The following is a 16,332-nucleotide window of genomic DNA, read 5'->3' on the forward strand; positions in this document are numbered from 1 at the left end:
GAAGTACTCGGCCATGGTCAGGGCCGACAGCGCCACCCGCAGGCGGACGCCCGGCGGCTCGTCCATCTGGCCGTAGACGAGGGCGGTGTTCTTGAGCACGCCCGACTCGGCCATCTCCAACCAGAGGTCGTTGCCCTCGCGCGTGCGCTCGCCCACGCCGGCGAACACCGAGACGCCGCCGTGCTGGCGGGCCACCCGGGTGATCATCTCGAGGATGAGCACGGTCTTGCCCACGCCCGCGCCGCCGAACAGGCCGATCTTGCCGCCCTGCACGTAGGGCTCCAACAGGTCGACGACCTTGAGGCCCGTCTCGAACATCTTCGACTGGGGCTCGAGCTCTTCGAAGGGCGGGGCCGGGCGGTGGATCTCCCAGCGGGCGTCGCCCTCGATCACCTCGCCGCCGGTGTCGAGCGCCTCGCCGATGACGTTGAACACGTGGCCGAGGGTGGCGTTGCCGACCGGCACGGTGATGCCCTTGCCCGTGTTGCGCACCGGCGTCCCCCGCCTCAGGCCCTCGGTCTGCTTCATGGCGATGGCCCGCACCCGACCGCCGCCGATGTGCTGCACGACCTCGGCCACCACCGTCGTCACCGTGCCGTCGAGGTCGATGTCGAACTCCAGGGCCGTGTTGATCTCCGGCGACTCGCCGGTGGGGAACTCGACGTCGATCACCGGGCCGACGACGGCGACGATACGGCCGTCCGGGCCGAGCGGGGTACCGGGGGTGATCGGCTCAGTCGTGATGGCCACAGCGTGTTTTCCTCTCGAATGACCTGGAGTTAACTTCAGTTCACGGAGTATCGACCGGACGTCGCCGGTCCGTCAACCCGCCGTGCGCCCGGCGGGCTCCAGGTGTTGCCGACATGACTCGCCGTCGACTGCCTTCCGCGTGCAGGGGGTGCCGGCGAGGGTGATCGTCTTGCAACGCTCGTCGACCTCCGACGCCACCGGGCCGGACGGGCGGCGCCCTGCGCGACGCTTTCTCGTTGCCCCAGCACCGTTCCTGGCACCCGAGCGGTCGATGGCGACGAGGTCCCCTCCGAGGTAGGAGTCCACCACCGTTCGATCGGCCCGCACCTCAGCCGGCGAGCCCTCGGCGATCACCCGGCCTTCCGCCATGGCCACGACACGATCGCTGATGCGCATGACGAGGGGGATGTCGTGCTCGATGATGAGGATGCCGGCTCCCAACGCCTTTCCGGCAGCTAGCAGCAGTTCACCCATCGCCTCCGTCTCGCGCTGTGCGATCCCCGAGGACGGCTCGTCGAGCAGCAGGATGCGCGGCTGCATGGCCAGCAAGCACGCCAGCTCCGCGATGCGCCGGGTGCCGGTCGACAGTTCCCGGTTCTGCTTCTCTGCGTAGGCATCGAGGCCCATGAGGTGCACGACCTCGCGCGCCTGCTCGAGCTTGCGACGGTCGCGGGAGCGCAGGCCGATCACTGCCTCGTGCAGCTTGGTGGGGGCCATCCGCTCCATGGCGAGCTGGACCGTCTCCAACACCGTCAGCGTGTCGAACAGGGCGCCGTCCTGAAAGGACCGGATGAGCCCCAGGGAGGCCCGGGCCTCAGGCGACAGCGCGGTCACGTCGCGCCCCTCGAAGGTGACGGTCCCCCGGTCCGGCTTCACGAAGCCGCTGACCACGTCGAAGAGCGTCGTCTTGCCTGCGCCGTTGGGGCCGATGAGCCCGATGACCTCGCCCGCGCCGACTCGCAGCGACGCCCCTCCCACCGCCTGGACCCCGCCGTAGGCCTTGGCGATCCCCTCCACGACCAACAGCGACGTCGACCCGGTTTCGGGGGCAACGGCCTGCTCTCGCACGACCGGGAGGACGGTCGGGGTCGGAGCAGGCGCCTCGACCGGGGCTTCGTCGGGAGGCAGGTGCCGGGTGAGGTAGCCGACGATCCGGTCCCGCACGGGCCGGAGGAGTTGCGGGATCCCGCCCGGCGCGTACAGCACGAGCAGCAGCCAGCCGAGGGCAGTACCGGCCAGGCCGGCCGAATCGAGGGGGAGAAAGCTCGGGACCCCGATGACGTACATGGCGCCGAGCAGCGGGCCCACCAGGAGGGACAGGCCGCCCACGACCGCGACAGCCGCCACCTCGATGCTCTGCTGCACGCCGAAGTCCGTGGGCTGGATGCGGGCCAGTGCGTGCGCGATCACTGCACCGCCCAAGCCCGCGATCACGCCGCCGAATGCAAACGCCTGGAGCTTCCGTCGCGTGGCGGGGACGGTGAACGCACGGGCCGCTTCCTCGTTGTCGCGCAGCGCTACCAACGACTGGCCGAAGCTCGACTGCCGCACGTTGCGGGTGAGCCACAGCGCGAGGAGGAGGACTGCGAGGGCCACGTAGTAGTAGCGACGACTGCTGTCCAGCACGAAGGAGCCGATGATCGGCTTCCCGGTGTCGACCCCGTCTCCCATCGCCCACGACTGCTGGTACAGCCACGCCTGGGCCATCAAGGCGAACGCCAACGTGGTGACGCTGAGCATGAGGCCTCGGATGCGGAGAGCAGGGAGGCCGATGAGCACGGATGCCAAGGCTCCGATCACGGCGGCGACGGCGAACGAGAGCAAGTAGTTCTCGGTGTGGACGATCACGTGGTGCGACGCCACGGCCCCGATGCCCGCGGTGGCCATCTGGCCCAACGACAGCTCGCCACCCAGGCCGGTCAGGATCGTGAGCGAGAGGGCGACCGTCGCGACCGCGAAGATCGAGATGAGGTTGCCCGCCGACTCGTTGGAGATGAACGCGGGTAGCAGCAGGGCCACCACCGCGCCCGTGACCGCGAGCCCGGGCCCCATCAGGCGCACCGCAGGGACGGCCCGGAGTCGGGCCGGGAGGGGTGGCCACGCCTGCACGGTGGCCCAGCTGCTCCGCTCCCGCTCCCGCAGGCCGTGGCGGTGCTGCGACAGGAGGGCACCGAGGATCACCACGAACATGAGCAGTTCGACGGTCCCGCCTTGGCCGTAGTTCGAGAAGATGAGTACCTCGACGACGCCGAGTGCGAGCCCCGCAGCCAGCGCCTTCGGCAGGTTCGCCATGCGGGCCACGACGGCCCCGACGAGTCCCCGCAGGAGGAGGCCGGGGCCGAGCTGGTCGACGGGCAGGAACCCGAGGGTGGGGAAGATGAGGACGGCCGTGAAGGTGGCCAGGGCTCCGGCCGCGCCCCACGAGAGCAACGACATGCGCCCGGGCGAGATGGCGGTCAGGCGAGCGCCGTCGGGGCTCGATGCCGCCGCCCTGATGGCAATCCCGTATGGGGAGTAGCGCAGGAAGGCGAACAAGCCGGCGACGAAGGCCGGACTGAGCAACAGCATGGCCATGTGGGCCCGGGTGAGGACCATCTCGCCGATGCGCAACGTGGGCAACCCCGGCGGGAGGGGGTACTGGTTGCCGGAGCCCACGTGTGTGAACAGCGAGATGACGAGGATCAGGAAGAACTGTGCGAAGCCGAGGGTGGCGACCACGCTCATCGGCTTGGGCACGCCCCGCAGGCGGCGAACCGCCGCTGTCTCCACCACGCATGCGGCGGCGGCTCCGACGGCCAACGCGACGACGAAGGCGATCCAATACGGCAGGTTCCAACTCAGGACGGCCACGCCGAGCACGGCGGCGCCGAAACTGCCCACCGCCCCGTGCGCCAGGTTGAGCACACGGCTCGACTGGTACACGAGCACAAGCCCGATGGCCAGCAGTCCGTACGTGGTTCCGGTGATGAGCCCGAGGGCGAGCATCCCGGCGGTGACTTCGACCCCGAACAGCGTCATCGCGGTGCGGCCTTCTCCTCTGCGTGACCGACGATGCCGGCGGTACCGCCGGCGAACGCCCCGGCGGCACCGCCGAGAAACACGGACCGGAGCAGGTCGGCGCGCTCGAGCAAGTCGGAGGACTTGCCGTCGAAGCGCACCTGGCCCTTCTCCATGAAGTAGGCGTGGTCGACGAGCGACAGGGCGATGTTCACCGATTGCTCCACCAACACCACCGCGGTGCCGCGGCCGTTGATCGTGCGGACCATGGCGAGCAGCTCTCCGACCACCTTGGGGGCGAGGCCCAGTGAGAGCTCGTCGATCAGCAGCAAGCGGGGCTGGGCGATGAACGCCTTGGCCAGCCCGAGCATCTGTTGTTCGCCACCCGACAGCGTCGATGCCCGCTGGTCGCGCTTAGATGCCAAGGCCGGAAACGCCTCGAAGGCAATGTCGAGGTCGGCCTCGACGCTGCGCGCCTTGCGACCGTGGGCGTTTCCGAAGGCGCGAAGGTTCTCGACCACGGTCAGGGGTGCGAAGACGGCTTTGCCACCAGGGACTTGGAGGATGCCGAGGCGCACCCGGCGCTCGGCGTCCAGGTACGTGATGTCGGCACCGCGGTAGCGGACGCTCCCGCGGTTCGGGATGTTCAAGCCCGACACCGCCCGCAGGAGGGTCGACTTCCCGGCCCCGTTGGTGCCGAGGAGGGCGACCATCTCACCGTCGTCGACCGTGAAATCGACCCCGAACAGCACCTGAAGGCGCCCGTAGGCCACATCGAGGTTGCGGCACGAAAGCATGGGAAGTTGCACGCCGCGCGCGCGGAGCGTCGACAGCTGCTCTTCCTCGACGATCTCGTCGAGCAGCCGATCGAAGTCGCCGTCGATGACCGAGGCCGAGCTCCGCAGGACAGCCGCAGCCACGAGGCCGGGCACAGCCAGCACGGCGATGGCGGTGCCTGCGCCGAAGCGACGGTCGAACCCGTCCAGCAAGAGCAGGCCGCCGAAACCGCCCACCGCCGAGAGGAAGATGCCGGCCAGCGCCGCCGCGTGCGGCCGCATCGTCGGCCGGACGACCGACAGCATCGCGGCATGGAGGACAGGCACCATCAGGGCGAGCAGGGCGCCCGACACGCAGAACAACAGCACCACCAAGGCGAACGACGGCATCAGTGTCGCGACCGCCATGGCGATCACGCCGGCTTGGAGGAACATCGCGCCCCGGCGCACGAACACCTTGGGGTCACGACGGAAGTCGGCCTCGCCCCGGCGGGCGAACAGCGACAACGAAACCAGCGAGCCCGCTGCCGAAGCGGCGAAGAAGATGCCTCGCCCACCAGGACCGACGCCCCACCGGTCGTCGAGATAGAAGAACAGGTAGGTGTACAGCGGGACGATGAGCATGCCCATGGTGGCGTACACGGCGAGCATGCGACGCACCGTCGGGATCAGAAACAGCCGTCGCACGATCTCGAAGAAGCCGAGTCGTACGTCGTCGCCGTCGATCGTCGACGTGGCCCCGTCGGTCGCCTCCCGCACTCGATCACGGACCTTCTCGACATCCCATCGCCCGTAGCCGGGATCGCGGAGGCGAACGGCGAAGACCGAGGCGGCGACCGATACCACGCCCATGACCACGAAGACGCCACGCCACGTGAAGCCGAGCAGGGCGGTGAGCGCCGCCACCAGCAACGGGGCCAGGATGTTCCCCACGCTGTCGGCTCCCCGGTAGAACGACAGCACCCGGATCCGTGCCTCCGGCGGATAGCTGTCGAGCAGCAGCGGGGGGTGCAAGGCGCGCACGGAGCCGGTGCTGGCGCCGTCGGCCACGAGCACACCGGTCAGGGCCGAGCCGCTGCGCACGAAGCCGCTGCCCAAGGTGGCCACGCTCCAGGCGAACGCGGTGGCCACGCTGAGCACGGCCCGTCGGGCGCGTCGTTGCACGAGGGCGGCCATGGGCAGGGCAGCCACCATGATCGCCAGCGTCTTGAAGGCCACGATGGCGCCAAGGCTGCTCCGGCTGATCCCCAGCGAGTCACTGATCTCAGGGCCGAGCACGAGGAAGGCGTAGCTCTGGAACTCGTCGATGATGACGAGCAGGCTCAGCGCCGCCAGTGGGTACCAACCGATGCTCGACTTCGCCATTGCCTCGCGCAACGGCGCGGGGTCTCCTGCCTGGTGCACCCCCAAGGCGTCCCGTGCCGTCGCCCGCAGGCGCTCGCGAGCGGCATCGACGTCGACGACCTCGTCGGGGGCCGTGGTGGACGGGCTGCGACGCCGACGGCGACGCGCGGGGGTTGCTTCTGCGTCTGTCAATGCGGTCAAGGCGGGTTCCTCAGGGCTGCACGTCGACGAGGCCGCCCGCATATCGGAAGCACTGGCATCCGGCGTCGAAGCGGGCGTAGCGGACCTTCGACGGACCGATGCCCGCCGGGGCGATCTTGGTCCCGAACGTCAGGGAAGGGACGAAGCTCGTACCGAGCTGCGACACCGCTGTGTTGAACGCTGTGGCATTCAACGCCGTGGCCCGGTCGAAGCCGGCCTTCAGGAACATGACCTGGTCGCAGAAGGCGAGGTTGTAGCGGAGCGAGTTCGAGGTGTGGAGCTGGATGCCCTTGGCGGCGTAGATCGCCAAGCACTGCTTGACCGTGGCGTTGTGGTCCGTCGACTTCACGTCGTCGATGGGCCGGTGCCCGACGCCGACCGCCCCTCCCCCGTTGTCGAACTGGCTGCCCACGTTCGCCGACGAGAAATCCCACAGCGAGGAGCTGTTGAGCCCGTACTGGAGGTCGTGGTACTGCGCCTGCTCGGCGGCCAGGCCGAACAGCACGACCATCTGCGACTTGAAGTCGAGGATCAGGAGCTTCTTCACCCCGGCTCGCCGGAAGTTGGTGACGGCGACGCCCGGCCACCGTGCGTCCGAGAGCCCTGAGCCGGCCACTTCCTCGGTCACCGACAGGCCGTAGTGGGCCAGGCGCGCCTTCAGTACGGAGGCCGCCCGTGCGTGGGTCGGGCTGTCGTAACGGAGAAGCCCGATCTTGGCGCCGGGAGTGAAGTAGCCCTGCGCCGCCAACCCGTCGACGTAGGCCTTGGCGTTGCGGGTCTGGTCCATCCACGCCGGCGCGTAGTACCAGGGGGCGTACCGCCTGAAGTCCTCCTCGTCGCCGATGGTGCTGTCCTCGTGGAGCAACATCGTCTTCTTGTTGGCGAGGCAGGAGACGAGCGACGTGGCCTGGTTGTTCACGATGACGGCGAGCACCTCGTTGTCACCGGTGAACTTGTTGCACCACTCGGTCTCGTCCACCCGCTCGACGGCGTGGATCACCGCTTCGACTGTGCGTCCCCTGATGCCGCCGTTGGCGTTGATCCACTCGACCATGGCCTGCGCCGAGCGCTCCTGCGGCCCGCTGTCGATGTTCTTCAGGCCAGATCGTGCATAGGCGTCGTTGGCGACACCCTCCTTGGTGGCGATGAACCCGATCTTGACCTTGGTGTCGGTGACGCCCTTGCCGTAGGGCTTGCCCGTGAAGCCGCCTGGTCCTGTCGGTCCTGTCGGTCCTGTCGGTCCTGTTCCCTGCGTGCCGGGCGCCGTCCCGGTCGGGCCGGTCCCCGTGGGCCCGGTGCCCGGACCGAGTGCCGTCCCGGCCGAGGATGCCGTCGTCTCCGTCGTGACGTCGATGTCGCCGTCGCCGTCGAGGTCGACCCCTGTGGCGTGCTCACCGGCTTCGAGGACATCGTCGCTCTGGCGAGCCCAAGGGGTCGTCGACGCGCACCCCGCCGTGAGCACCAGCGGTAGGAGGAGGGCCAAGACCCGCCGGGACATGTTCATGGTGCGGCTCCCCGTGACAACGCCGACCGTCCCGCGCAACGGTCGATGGTCCGAACTCCCCCTCGGTCGAAGAGTAACGCTCGTTAACATCCGTGACAAGGGCCATTTTCCGCTGATAACCCAAATCCGACGCGATGGGGCACACTGGGCAGACAGCCTCTAGGCCTTGACGGCGCCAGACCTTCGCGGGAACACTGTTAGTTAACGACAGTTCGCTAAGGGAGACAGCATGGGCAGCAGTCGGCGGGTCGGCGTTTTGGGTGGGGGTCACATGGGAGCCGGCATCGCGCAGACTGCTGCAGTCGCCGGTTGCGAGGCCGTGTGTGTCGACATCGACGCCTCCGCAGTGGAGAAGGCCCGCCGCACCGTCACCAGCGGCCGTTACGGCCTCGAGCGGGCCGTCGAACTGGGCAAGCTCACTGCCGAGCAGGCGGCCTCCACCATGAGCAGGCTGACGTTCACCGACGACCGCGAACGGCTGGCCGACGTCGACATCGTCATCGAGGCCATCCCGGAGGACTACGCCCTGAAGGTGCGCACGTTCGCCGACCTCGACCGCCTTGTGCAGCCTCTCGCCGTGTTCGCCTCGAACTCGTCGGGCCTGCCCATCTCCGCCATGGCGGGTGCCACCGAGCGGCCGGACCGGGTCATCGGCTGGCATTGGGCCTCGCCGGCCCCCATCCGCCCGTTGGCCGAGATCGTCGTCACCAAGCAGACCTCGAAGGAGACCACCGAGCTCGTCTGCGAACTGGCCACGCAATTCGGCAAGAACCCCATCGTCGTGCGTGACACACCTGCCTCGTGGGGCTACGTCACCAGCCGCATCTACGTGGCAGCCATGCGAGAGGCCCGGCGGGTAGTCGACGAGCGCATTGCCAAGGCGGAGGACGTCGATCAACTGATGATCGACTGCTACGCCTGGCCCGCGGGGCCCTTGGGCATCGCCGGCGCCATCAACTCGCAGTGGGGCGAGAAGGGGTGACCACCGAGGCGGAGGCAGGTGCCGGCCGGGTGCTCGACGACCCCCAGCCGGTCGTCACCGCCGACGAGGTGCTCGACCGCACCACGCTTTGGGAGTGGACGGCGTGGATGACGCAGATGGGCCCACGCCACACGGGGACGAATGCGCATGACGCTTTCGTGGCCTGGATCGGCAACCGCCTGCGCGAGTTCGGGGTCGACGCGGAGGCCACCACCCAGACGTTCGAGGCATGGGACGCCGAGCGGTGGTCGCTCAGCGTCGTCGACGACGCAGGCGAGGCACAGCCGGTCGAGGTCTGCTCCTACTTCAACTACTCCGGAGCCACGCCGCCGGAAGGCGTGGCCGGCGAGCTGGTCGACGTGGGCTCGGGCACGGCAGAGGAGGTGGCGGGCCGTGACCTGACCGGGCGCATCGCCGTGGTACGCCAGCGCACGCGCATCAGCTACGCCGACCTCATGGCCTACGCCGAACAGGCCGGCATGGACGTGACCTTCCGCCCAGGCGACGACTGGTCGACACTCGTGCGGCAGCGGCTCGGCACCATGGCGTCACAGTCGGACCCGAAGGCCTACGAACGGCTCGGCTTCGGCATCCACATGACCCCTGACCTCACGCTGCTGCTCCAGGCGGGCGCCGTGGGCGCCGTCGTCGTGCTGGAGGATGCCTCTCCCGACGCCCTGCGAGGGCAGTGGGCGCCCATCCTGAAGCCGGTCCAGGGCCTTCCTGCGGTGTTCGTCGACACCGTGGCAGCCCACGCTCTCACGCCCGGGCGGAGGGCCCACCTTGTGCTCCAGGCCACCGTGGGCCAACGCAACACCGACCAGCTCGTCGTGGACGTTCCCGGCTCCGACCTCGACAACGAGGTGGTGCTGGTGGTGACCCACACCGACGGGCCCAATGCGGTCGACGAGAACGGCCCGATGGCCTTGCTCGCCCTGCTGAAGCTCTTCGCCGGGCGCCGCCGCCACGCCAACCGCCGTCGCTTGGTGTTCGTGTTCGCCACCGGACACTGCACGGCAGGCGTCGAGTCGGTGAGCAAGGTGTTCCAGGAGCGGCCCGACCTGGCCGCCCGCGTGCGGGCGTGCCTGTGCATCGAACACTTAGGGGCGACGGAGTGGGTCGACACCGGCGACGGCATGGTGGCGACCGGCCGCCCCGAGCCCGCCCCCTGTTACGTGTCGGACCACGACGACCTCGTCGCCGTGGCGGGCGCGGCCCTCGAAGCCCACGTGTTGGAGAACGTCTGGCTGATGCGTCCTCTCGGCGGGCGCCTGATCCTCGGAGAGGCCGCCGCCCTGAGCCTGATGGGACTGCCCACCATCGCCTACCTCCCGGCGCCGACCTACCTGCTGGCCATGGCCGAGCACGGCCACCTCGACAAGCTGGACCCGGAACGGCTCCATCGCGAGGTGGTGGCACTGGCCGACCTCCTCGTCCGCTTGGACGCCCTTCCCTGACGCCGGCGGCTCCGAGTGGACCTGTCACTCGGGAGCCTTCTCCGGACAACGGGCGACCAGCGGCGGGCCCGATTTAGTTAACCGTTGCTTACATACAACTGGAAGGACCGCAACGTGCCCATCGACTTTTCGTTTCCGCCCGAGATCGAAGAGGTCCGCGCCCGCGTCCGTCTGTTCATGGACGAAGAGGTGGGACCGGGCCAGCAACAGCTCGACGACAACCCCACCGACCGGTCGATCCGGGTCAAGGTCGTGCTCGGCCTTCGCGACCGGGCGAAGGAGCTGGGCCTGTGGCTGCCCCACATGCCCGTCGAGTGGGGCGGCATGGGCCTCGGCCCCACCGCCGTCGCCTCGGTGTTCACCGAGGCCGGACGCCACCCCATCGGGCCGTTCGTCCTCAACTGCCAAGGACCGGACGAAGGCAATATGCACACGCTGCTCCACTGGGCCACCGATGAGCAGAAGGAGCGGTACCTGCGTCCGCTGTGCGACGGAAAGGTGCGGTCCTGCTTCGCCATGACCGAGCCCGAGGTGGCCGGCTCCGATCCCACACTCATCCAGACCCGCGCCTATGAGGACGGCAGCGAATGGGTGATCAACGGCCACAAGTGGTTCATCAGCGGGGCCCGGGGCGCCAAGTTCGCCATCGTCATTGCCCGCACCGAGGACAACCCGGAGGTTGCCCAAGCGGGCAACACGGCGTTCATCGTGGACACGGACACCCCGGGGTGGGAGGTGGTCCGCGACGTGGAGACGATGTCGGGCTCTCACAACCACTGCGAGATTCGGTTGACCGACGTTCGCGTGCCCGCCTCGGCCATGCTCGGCGGACGCGGGCAAGGGCATCTCCTCGGCCAGGCCCGCCTTGGGCCTGCTCGCCTGGCTCACTGCATGCGCTGGATCGGCCAGGCCGAACGAGCCCTCGAGCTGATGATCGACCGGGCGACCAAGCGTTATGCCCACGGCAGCTACCTGGCTGAGAAGCAGGGCATCCAATGGTTGATCGCCGACTCCACGATGGAGCTGTACCAGTGCAAGCTGATGGTGCTGCACGCTGCCTACCGCATCGAGAACAAGCTCCCGTTCAAGACCGAGGTGTCGATGGCCAAGCACTTCGTGGCCAACACCCTGTGGCGCGTCATCGACCGGGCCATGCAGGTACACGGGGCGCTCGGGTACTCCACCGACAGCCCCTTGGCCGGGATGATGAAGTCGGCCCGATGGGCTCGTTTCGCCGACGGCGCCGACGAGGTGCACCAGTGGCAGATCGCCCGGGGCGCTATCGCCACCTGGAACGACACCCAGTCGGTGAAGGGCGCCACCGGGGGCCTACCGCTGTAGGGACTCGCCGCTGACCGCCCGCCCGCCCCGGCGGGCGGTCAGCGGGCGAAGGTGCTGAGCAGCAGGTCGAACGTCGACTGCTCGGAGCGGCCCGCCGGGTACAGGAGGGCTTGGTCGTAGACCGGCGACCACCGTTCGTGCACCTTGCGCCGGACGTCGTCGGCCGTTCCCGCGGCGGCGAACACGTCGACCATCTCGTCCGGCACCACCGCGGCCATGGCGGCCAGGTCCCGGCGCTCCCAGGCGGCACGGATGTCGCTGACCACCGCCTCGAAGCCGTGGAGCTCGAACACCGGCGCGTAGGTCTTCACCGTGGCGTAGTAGGCGACCTGGCCCGCGGCCCAGCGTCGGGCCACCTCCGGGTCCTCGTCGACGGCGCAGATCACATAGCCGACGACCGGCAGTTCGGCCCCGTCGCGCCCAGCCCGGCGGGCGCCGCTCTCCAGCGCGGGCCTGACGACCTTGTCGACGTACTCCGGCGTGAACACCGGATGGCCGATGAAGCCGTCGGCCACGGCGCCTGCCGCTGCGATCATGCGCTTGTTGAACCCGGCCAGGTAGACCGGCGGCATGCGCAGGGGTGGGCCGGTGACCGCCGTCGGCTGGAGGCGCACGCGGTAGAAGCGGCCGTCGTGGTCGACCGGTCCCTCGTGCACGCGCCACAGCTTGCGCAGGAGTGTGACGAGCTCCTCGAGCCGGGCGGCCGGGGCTGTGCCGTCTAGGCCCATCCAGTCCTGCTGCATTCGAACGGTCCCGGTGCCGAGGCCGAGGACGAACCTGCCGCCAGAGAGCGAGTCGATGTTGCGCGCCTCGGCAGCCAACACCATGGGCGTGCGCCCGAAGGCGTAGGCGATGCCCGTCCCCACGGCCACCCGTTCGGTGGCCTGGGCAACGGCCGCAGCCCCGATGGTTGCCGCCCGGTCGTAGAGCTCGGCGGCCCACACGGCGTCGATGCCGGAGGCTTCGGCTCGGCGGGCTCGCTCGGCGATCTCTGCCGGCGAGTTGGCCACCGCCAGCACGCCGAGTTTCATGTTCGAACGCGGAACGTCACCCGGAAGGCGGACTCGCCGTCACGCTTGCCGGCTTCGTCGAGCAAGGCAACGGTGACTTCGTGCTCGTCGCGTTTGTCGGCGGGCATGCCGAGTCGGACGGGCACCGTGGTGAGTTGCAGCTCCGTTGCCGTCGTCGTGTAGATCCCTCGCCGCGCCAAGGCCTCGGGGGTCAGGCAGGCGGCCAACTGGGTGCCGCGACAGTCGGGCTCGTCGTCCACCATCGACTGCACGGTGCGGCCCGGGGAGGGAGGCGCCCGGTCGACCAGCACCAGGAACGACGCCCCAGGCTGGGTGGCCGTCGCCGTCCGGATCCCCTCGGCCGTCCACCGCACGGTGACCGGGACCTCGACGAGAGCATCGTCCTCGGGAGCGACAACGTCGACACGCTCGTCGACCCGGAAGGCCAACCCTTCGGCGGAACACCCCGCCATGACCACCAAGGCCGCCACCGCGACCCGTGCGAACAGCGTGCAACCCATGCCCAGCCTCCTCGTCCAGCTCAGATTGAGCGACCGGCCTGCGACCAGTACGGCTCGCGCAGGAGACGCTTGAAGATCTTTCCCGAGTCCTCGCGCGGCAGCTCGTCGCGGAACTCCACGACCCGCGGCACCTTGTAGCCGGCCATCCGCTCTCGCAGGAACGTACGCACGGCGTCGGCGTCCAACGTGGCGCCCGGTTCCGGTTCGATGTAGGCGGCCAGTGCCTCCCCGAACTCCTCGTCGGGGATGCCGAAGACGGCGCAGTCCCGAACGCCGTCGAGTGCGATGAGCACCTGCTCGATCTCGGCCGGGTAGATGTTCACGCCTCCCGAGATCACCATGTCCTTACGGCGGTCGCACAGGTAGAGGTAGCCGTCCTCGTCGAGGTAGCCCATGTCGCCGCAGGTGAGCAGGCCGTCGCGCTCGATAGCCCGTCGTTCGTCGTCCTGGCCGTGGTACGTGAAATCGGCCATGCACTCCAACCGGCCGTAGACGTCACCGGGCACCCCGGGGGGCTGCTCGTTGCCGTTCTCGTCGAGAATCTTCACGACGGCGCCGTCGACGGGGCGGCCCACGGTGCCGGGATGGCTGAGCCACTCCTCGCTCGTGCACGTCGTGAACATGCCGCTTTCGGTGCAGCCGTAGTACTCGTAGACGATGGGCCCCAGCCACTCGATCATCTTCCGCTTGACGTCGATCGGGCACGGTGCCGCGGCGTGGACCACGTACTCGAGGCTGCTGACGTCGTACTTCTCGCGCGCTTCTCGGGCCACCCGCAGCAGGCGGATCATCATGGTGGGCACGAGCTGCAGGTGGGTGATGCGGTGCTTCTCCACGAGTGCCAACAGCTCTTCGGCGTCGAAGCGGGGTTGGAGCACGACGAGGGCCTTCATCCGGGCTGCCTGGATGGCGTAGCCGTTGGGGGCCGAGTGGTACATGGGGGCGGGCACGACGGTGCGGGCGCCGTCGTGCAGGCCCGACATGAGGCCGAACAGGCGCATCAGCTCCGGGATCAGGGAGGGGTCGGCAGGCTGGCGGCGCACGCCCTTGGGCCGCCCCGTCGTGCCGGAGGTGTAGACCATGGTGCCGACGGCGCGCGCAGGCGGCTGGTCCCAGACGGGGAAGCCGCTCAACCACGCGCCCCATTCCGGCACGTCGGCGGGAACGTCGCAACGCTCGGGCGCGATGTTGTAGACGGCCGCCACCTCCGGCGGCGTGGCCACGCCGAGCAGGAGCACCCCTTCGGGCAGCGCGGCACGCACGACGGGCATGAGGTCGGCATGGGCCACGACGACCTTGGCCCCCGAGTCCTCCAGCAAGTAGCGGACCTCGTCGACCTGCCAGTGCCAGTTGACCGGCACGGCGTAGACGCCCAGCGCCGTGCAGGCGTAGGAGGCCTCCAGGAACGGGATGTCGTTGCGCATGACGATGGCAACCGCATCGCCTCGCTCCAGCCCGGCCGCCGCCAGCCCTGAAGCCGCCCGGGCGGCTCGCTCGAACAGCAACTCCTGCGGCGTGAACCGCTCCCCGCTTATCACCCCGTACACAGGAACCTCCTTGCACCGGAAAGCCGGCGTGGCCGAAAGATAACCGTCGTTTACATACGAGTCAACGGTTCGCACGCCTCGGCGACGAAAGAACCGATGACCTCGGCGACTCGGGCCGCGGCGCTGACGTGGAACCGGTGGCCCCCGGGCAGCACCTCGACCCGGCAGCCCGGCACCTGCGAGGCCAGGAACGAGGCGCCTGCGTGGTACGACGGGTCGTCGCGGTCGCCCACGAGCACGAGCAGTGGGATGTCCAGCGACGGGACGGAGCCGATGACGACGTCGTCCGGCTGGAGGCCGAGGCCGAGGACCGGTGCGGGCACGCCGTAGCGTTCGGCGTTCTCGTGGATGCCCTCGTTCCAGCGCTGCCGGGACACCGGGTTGCGAAAGCCGGGCCCGCTGGCCAGCAACACGAGGCCTGCGATGTCGTCGGCTCGCTGCACGGCCCGCGCCAGCGAGATGTAGCCGCCGAGCGAATGCCCCACGAGCACCGGGCGACGGAGGCCGGCGAGAACGCCGTCGAGGTCGGCCACAGCCAGCTCGCGTGAATACGCCTGGGGCTCGTCAGGCGCGTCCGAGCCCCCGTGGCCCCGAAGGTCCCAGCGGACGACGGTGAAACGCTCGACCAGCGACGCCGCCACCGGCGACCACGTGTCCGAGGAGTCCCCCAGCCCGTGCGTCAGCACGACAACCGGCCCCGCGCCCTCACGAACCACGTGGAGGTGCATCAGTACGACCGGGGTAGGCCGAGCACGTGCTCGGCCACGTAGTTGAGGATCATCTCCTGGGTGACCGGCGCCAGCTTGAACAGGCGCGCCTCGCGCCAGTAGCGCTCGACGTGGTACTCCGACGCGTACCCCATGCCGCCGTGGGTCTGGAGAGCTTGGTCGGCGGCGAAGAACCCGGCGTCTGCCGCCAGCCACTTGGCCAGATTGGCCTGCTCGCCGCACGGCAGTCGGTTGTCGACCCGCCACGCGGCCTGCCGGATCATGAGCTCGGCGGCTGCCAGGCGCGCATGGGCCTCGGCCAGCGGAAAGGCGATGCCTTGGTTGCGCCCGATGGGCCGGTCGAAGACAACCCGCTCGTTGGCATAGCGCACGGCCCGCCGCAGGGCAGCCCGGCCCGTGCCCAGCGCTTCGGCCGCCACGAGCACCCGCTCGGCGTTCAGCCCGTCGAAGAGGTACTGGAGGCCGCGCCCGGGCTCCCCCACCACGTCGCTCAGCGGCACCTCCACGTCGTCGTAGGCCACCTCGCACGACGCCACCGCGTTGCGCCCCAACTTGGGGATCGGCGTGATGGTCACTCCCGGCGAGCGCAGGTCGACGAACAGCAGCGTCAACCCGTCGGTGCGTCGGGCCACCTGGTCCTGGGGCGTCGTCCGCACGAGCAACAGCACGCGCTCGGCCTCCAAGGCCTTGGTTGTCCAGACCTTGCGGCCGGTGACCCGATAGACGCCGCCGGCCGGCACGGCGCGGGTCGTGATGCGCGTCGTGTCGGTGCCGGCGTCGGGTTCGGTGACCCCGAAGGCGACGTGCAGGTCGCCGGAAGCGACGCGCGGCAGGTACGTCCGCTTCATCTCCTCCGAGCCGTGCACGACGATGGGGTGCATCCCGAAGATCGACGCGTGCACGGCGCTGCAGCCGTTCATGGCCGCACCCGAGGCGGCGATCTCTTCCATGACCACGGCCGCCTCGGCGATCCCCTGCCCGCCGCCGCCGTACTCCTCGGGGATGCAGATGCCGATCCAGCCGCCCTCGGCCAGGGCGTCGTAGAAGTCTCCGGGGAAGAGGTGGTTGGCGTCGTGGTAGGCCCAGTAGGCGTCGTCGAAGTGGGCCAGGACCGTGCGCAGGCCTTCCCGGATGAGCCGGTGGTCCTCGGGCTCGACGTGGTCCACGACGCGCT

Annotated in this window: 12 protein-coding genes; 3 read left to right on the forward strand and 9 right to left on the reverse strand. The window is 69.4% G+C overall.

Translation table 11 applies throughout. The features are described from left to right. From VM938_00645 to VM938_00660, 4 genes are all read right to left on the reverse strand, one after another. Positions 1-750 (reverse strand): F0F1 ATP synthase subunit beta (locus tag VM938_00645; GenBank protein HVF73525.1); only part of this gene is annotated, 750 nt, incomplete at its 3' end. A gap of 72 nt (positions 751-822) precedes the next feature. Further along, positions 823-3,768 (reverse strand): ATP-binding cassette domain-containing protein, encoded by a 2,946-nt coding sequence (locus VM938_00650; protein ID HVF73526.1) that lies wholly within the window; start codon positions 3,766-3,768, stop codon positions 823-825. Next, positions 3,765-6,068 carry an MFS transporter gene (locus VM938_00655; GenBank protein ID HVF73527.1) on the reverse strand — a complete coding sequence of 768 codons (2,304 nt, stop codon included), beginning with the start codon at positions 6,066-6,068 and terminating at the stop codon, positions 3,765-3,767. The genes VM938_00650 and VM938_00655 overlap by 4 nt, the downstream gene beginning before the upstream one ends. Positions 6,069-6,078: 10 nt before the next feature. Beyond that, a complete protein-coding gene (locus VM938_00660) occupies positions 6,079-7,572 on the reverse strand; it encodes an ABC transporter substrate-binding protein (GenBank protein ID HVF73528.1) in 1,494 nt (497 codons plus the stop codon). 229 nt (positions 7,573-7,801) lie between these two features. On the opposite strand from VM938_00660, the gene VM938_00665 reads away from it, so the two are divergent. The 3 genes from VM938_00665 (at position 7,802) to VM938_00675 (ending at position 11,352) form a co-directional block, all read left to right on the forward strand. Next, entirely contained in the window at positions 7,802-8,554 is a 753-nt protein-coding gene (locus VM938_00665) for a 3-hydroxyacyl-CoA dehydrogenase family protein (GenBank protein HVF73529.1), read from the forward strand. Then, entirely contained in the window at positions 8,536-10,011 is a 1,476-nt protein-coding gene (locus tag VM938_00670) for a hypothetical protein (protein ID HVF73530.1), read from the forward strand. The genes VM938_00665 and VM938_00670 overlap by 19 nt, the downstream gene beginning before the upstream one ends. Positions 10,012-10,125: 114 nt before the next feature. Next, positions 10,126-11,352 (forward strand): acyl-CoA dehydrogenase family protein, encoded by a 1,227-nt coding sequence (locus tag VM938_00675; GenBank protein ID HVF73531.1) that lies wholly within the window; start codon positions 10,126-10,128, stop codon positions 11,350-11,352. A gap of 38 nt (positions 11,353-11,390) precedes the next feature. Here VM938_00675 and VM938_00680 read toward each other — a convergent pair whose 3' ends face one another. Genes VM938_00680 through VM938_00700 form a run of 5 tightly spaced genes read right to left on the reverse strand, consistent with a single transcriptional unit; the run spans position 11,391 to position 16,324 of the window. Next, entirely contained in the window at positions 11,391-12,383 is a 993-nt protein-coding gene (locus VM938_00680; protein ID HVF73532.1) for an LLM class flavin-dependent oxidoreductase, read from the reverse strand. Then, the gene (locus VM938_00685) at positions 12,380-12,883 is read right to left on the reverse strand and encodes a hypothetical protein (GenBank protein HVF73533.1); all 504 of its coding nucleotides are present in this window, start codon (positions 12,881-12,883) and stop codon (positions 12,380-12,382) included. Before VM938_00685 ends, VM938_00680 begins: the two co-directional genes overlap by 4 nt. 20 nt (positions 12,884-12,903) lie before the next feature. Continuing rightward, positions 12,904-14,430 carry an acyl-CoA synthetase gene (locus VM938_00690; GenBank protein HVF73534.1) on the reverse strand — a complete coding sequence of 509 codons (1,527 nt, stop codon included), beginning with the start codon at positions 14,428-14,430 and terminating at the stop codon, positions 12,904-12,906. 50 nt (positions 14,431-14,480) lie between these two features. Then, the gene (locus VM938_00695; GenBank protein ID HVF73535.1) at positions 14,481-15,158 is read right to left on the reverse strand and encodes an alpha/beta fold hydrolase; all 678 of its coding nucleotides are present in this window, start codon (positions 15,156-15,158) and stop codon (positions 14,481-14,483) included. Then, complete coding sequence (locus VM938_00700; protein ID HVF73536.1) at positions 15,158-16,324, reverse strand: acyl-CoA dehydrogenase family protein; 1,167 nt, start codon at positions 16,322-16,324, stop codon at positions 15,158-15,160. The genes VM938_00695 and VM938_00700 overlap by 1 nt, the downstream gene beginning before the upstream one ends. Positions 16,325-16,332 lie beyond the last annotated feature (8 nt).

The organism is Acidimicrobiales bacterium (genome assembly GCA_035536915.1).
Taxonomy (GTDB): domain Bacteria; phylum Actinomycetota; class Acidimicrobiia; order Acidimicrobiales; family JAHWLA01; genus JAHWLA01.